This is a genomic window from Bacillus sp. 05T31, from assembly GCF_056396725.1.
In genome coordinates this window covers 1-4,040 of record NZ_JBFTMA010000500.1, presented here as the reverse complement: position 1 = coordinate 4,040, position 4,040 = coordinate 1, and the positions used below count along the sequence as shown (strand labels likewise).

At 33.9% G+C, this 4,040-nt stretch carries 5 protein-coding genes; all 5 read left to right on the top strand.

Annotated features, from left to right (window positions below):
* Positions 1–534: VOC family protein (locus tag AC1DJR_RS22880; protein ID WP_477003574.1), on the top strand; the 534-nt coding region annotated here is incomplete at its 5' end.
* A gap of 44 nt (positions 535–578) precedes the next feature.
* Positions 579–1,556 (top strand): ring-cleaving dioxygenase, encoded by a 978-nt coding sequence (locus tag AC1DJR_RS22875; RefSeq protein ID WP_131246039.1) that lies wholly within the window; start codon positions 579–581, stop codon positions 1,554–1,556.
* Between the two features lie 256 nt (positions 1,557–1,812).
* The gene (locus tag AC1DJR_RS22870) at positions 1,813–2,901 is read left to right on the top strand and encodes a response regulator aspartate phosphatase (RefSeq protein WP_429692340.1); all 1,089 of its coding nucleotides are present in this window, start codon (positions 1,813–1,815) and stop codon (positions 2,899–2,901) included.
* Positions 2,901–3,404, top strand: coding sequence for a transposase (locus tag AC1DJR_RS22865; protein ID WP_477003576.1), 504 nt, complete (start codon positions 2,901–2,903; stop codon positions 3,402–3,404). Before AC1DJR_RS22870 ends, AC1DJR_RS22865 begins: the two co-directional genes overlap by 1 nt.
* A partial coding sequence (locus AC1DJR_RS22860; protein WP_477003575.1) for an IS3 family transposase occupies positions 3,374–4,040 on the top strand: 667 nt, incomplete at its 3' end. The genes AC1DJR_RS22865 and AC1DJR_RS22860, both read left to right, overlap by 31 nt.

Below are 4,040 nucleotides of genomic sequence, written 5' to 3'. Positions count from 1 at the left end.
GAGCACTGGGAAACGTGGGAGAAATCCGAAGTTCCAGCTGAACATCAAATTCAAGGAATGGGTTCAGTGGAAATGACAGTGCGTAGACTTGATAAACTAGCGAATACATTAACAGATATATTTGGTTATAAAGAAGTTAGCCGAAGCGACGAAGAAGCGATTTTCCAGTCTATTAAAGGAGAAGCCTTCGGAGAAATCGTTGTGAAATATTTAGATGGTCCTACTGAAAAGCCAGGCCGCGGTAGCATTCACCATTTAGCGATTCGCGTGAAAAACAGTGAAGAGCTAGCTTATTGGGAAGAACAGGTGATACAAAAAGGTTTCCATTCTTCAGGCATTATCGACCGTTTCTACTTTAAAAGCTTATACTTCCGTGAATCAAACGGAATCCTATTTGAAATTGCGACAGATGGACCAGGATTTACAGCTGATGGAGATGTAGAGCATTTAGGAGAAAAACTTGATTTACCGCCGTTCTTAGAAGAACAGCGAGCAGAAATTGAAGCGAAATTAGCACCTATTGAAGAGAAATAATAGAAGAGAAAATATAAAATTTAAAACCATTGGAGGAATATAAAATGAACCAATTAAAAGGAATACACCACGTTACAGCAATTACAAGTAGTGCAGAAAAGAACTATGAATTTTTCACTCACGTTTTAGGAATGCGTCTCGTTAAAAAAACAGTAAACCAAGATGATATTCAAACGTATCATTTATTCTTTGCAGATGATAAAGGTAGTGCAGGAACAGATATGACATTCTTTGACTTCCCAGGTGTTCCAAAAGGAGTACACGGTACAAATGAAATTTCAAAAACTTCATTCCGCGTTCCAACTGACGCAGCACTAGAGTATTGGGTGAAACGTTTTGACCGTCTTGAAGTAGAACATACAGGAATTAAAGAGCAATTCGGTAAGAAAACTCTTTCATTCGTTGACTTTGATGATCAACACTATCAATTGATCTCAGATGAATTTGATAAAGGCGTGGAATCAGGTACACCTTGGCAAGACGGCCCAGTGCCATTAGAATATGCAATTACTGGATTAGGACCTGTATTTATTCGTATCGCGAACTTTAGTTATTTCAAAGAAGTGTTAGAAAAAGTTCTATTATTTAAAGAGATTGATCAAGAAGGAGAGTTCTACTTATTTGAAGTGGGTGAAGGGGGAAACGGTGCCTCTGTCATTGTAGAACATAATACGGTTCTTCCTGAAGCACAACAAGGTTTTGGTACAGTGCATCATGCAGCATTTCGCGTAGAGGATCGTGCTGTATTAGAAGAGTGGATTGAAAGAATAGGTAGCGTTGGTCTTCCGTCATCTGGATATGTAAATCGTCACTTCTTCGAGTCATTATACGCAAGAGTTGCACCGCAAATTTTATTTGAATTTGCAACAGACGGTCCTGGTTTTATGGGTGATGAGCCATACGAAACACTTGGCGAAAAATTATCTTTACCTCCATTCCTAGAGCCAAAACGTGAAGATATTGAAAAATTAGTTCGCCCGATTGATACAGTGAGAAGTACKAAGGAATTTATTAAAGAGTAAAAATAGARATARTAAGTAGAAGAGCAAGTAGTTTTAGCTGATAGCTGGAATTACTTGCTTTTTTATTTGGTCTGTAAAGTTTTCTGATAAATGTTTCTCAAGTTTTCGAAATAGAAAAATTTGGTATAATAATTTTAAATTATAAATTTTCTGATAATTATTTTTCAATACATATAAAAGAGGTGATAATATACAATTCGGATAATTATATAAAAATTCTAATTTTTTGAATTTGGAGAAAAGGGGATGCGAAGGTATGGGAACAGATGTAGTAACGAAGGAGCAAATGAAACATTCTTTAGATAATTGGTATCGTGTAATGTTGCAGCAAAACATAGAGAAAGCAACGGAAATGAAAGAAGAGATTGATAGTAAGATTAGTGGTTTGGAAGTCGATCAGGATGTATTGCTTTATTATGCGTTATTGAATTTCAGATATGATGCATTAGTTGATTGGATTTCAGTTAGAGAAGATAGTTTTAATAAAGTGGAATCTTTCGAAATTCCAACAGAAGGTTTTCTAGCTTATTACTATCACTTTTTTAAAGGATTTCATTGCACATTAATTTCAAATTATAACGAAGCGAAAGAACAGTATGAACAAGCTGAGAAGTTATTGAAATATATTGCAGATCCGATAGAGCATGCGGAGTTTAATTATCGGATGGGGAATTTTTATTATCATTCCTATCAACAAATCAATGCGATTGATTATTTGAAAAAGGCAAAAGAAGATTTTACGAAGCAATCAGGATATGAGATTAATTTTGCTTTATGTGAAAATATTTTAGGGTTATGCTATGTTGATTTAAATCAATTTGAGTTAGCAGAGGAGATATTTAATAATTCGTTAAATGTTTTTCAGCAAATTAATCATGAAAAATACATTTTAATGGTTAGAAATAACTTAGGGTTGCTATATGCAAATCAGAATTTATCTGAGTTAGCCATTCGTCATTTATCCGAAGTAACAAAGAAAGCTCCTAATCATTTTAGGGCACTGTACTTGGAGGCTGATGAATATTTAAAAATAAAAGAATTTGAAAAAGCGAGTGCCATAATAAGTAAAGGATTGCATATTTGTAATCAGTTGAAGAATCAAGAATATCAATACCGATTCATGGTTTTAAATAAAATGAATACAAATATTGATGCATTAGAAGAGGTTGTTATAGCAGGTATTTCTTACTTTGAAAGAGAAGAGTTGTTTGACTGTATTCAGGAATATACAGAACGCTTAGCAGATAAATTTTATGATATAAACAATCATGAAAAGGCTAGTAAATATTATCGTATGAGTAAAGAAGCAAGGCAAAAACAGATGACAAAAGGGGCGTTAAAGTAATGAAAAAAATTGTGTTAACAGTAATTGGATTTGCATTTACTTTCTCAGTTTTAGGTTCCCATGATTTTAATGCCGTTGCTCTTAATAAGGGAGATACAGTGATATTATCCCCTTTAGGTAGACAGTGTAAAAAGACCATGTACATACATGGATGTTACACTATTACTTGGAGGGGATTTTTCATGACTAAAAAAGGCTTAACTTTTAATATATATTCAGAAGAATTAAAGTTATCAGCTGTTCAAAGTTATTTAAACGGAGAAGGAAGTTACAATACGATAAAGGAAAAATATCAGCTTAGAAGTTCTACTCAACTTAAAAATTGGGTRAAAAAATATAAAGAATGTGGTGAAATTACAGATACACGTGGAAAAAACAGTGGAATGAAAGGGATACCAAATCCTCTAAAAGGCAAACGTGTTCATTTCAATACCGTTGAAGAGGAACGCGACTACTATAAGGCTCAGGTTGAATATTTAAAAAAGCAATATCCAAATCTGTAAATGGAGGCGTACTAAAATATAAAGAGAGATATCATATCATTGAATCATTAAAGGGGAAATATCCAGTTAGGTGGCTTACGAAATTTGCTGGTGTACATCGTTCAAGTTACTATAAGTGGATTCATACAAAAGGCATGAAAAACATGCGACTAGMATCCGAAAAACGATTAAAAAAAGTAATACAATCTATTCATGTAAAGCACAAGGAATATGGTTATCCACGTATGAAAATCGCTTTACAGGAAGAAGGATATTTTATAAATCATAAAAAAGTATATCGCTTAATGAGCGAGCTCAACATTCAATCTATTATTCGAAAGAAGCGTCGCTTCTTTAAAGGGAACTATTCCAATGTTTTTCCGAATGTTTTAAACCGTGAATTTAAAGATCGYCAACAAAATGAAGCACTTGTTACAGATATTACGTACCTACGATTCCAAGAGGGATTTCGGTATCTTTCTGTTGTCCAAGATATTTATAATAACGAAGTTGTTTCTTGGAAAATATCCAAGCGCAATGATAATGAACTTGTATTAGATACAATTGAAATGTTGGCACAAAAAAGAGATGTGCGTGGAACCATTCTCCATTCAGATCAGGGATTCCAGTACACATCTCATGCCTACAACAAACGAC

Coding starts and splice junctions, on each gene's coding strand:
- AC1DJR_RS22870 (WP_429692340.1), top strand. CDS start 1,813: ATGGGAACAGATGTAGTAACGAAGGAGCAAATGAAACATTCTTTAGAT.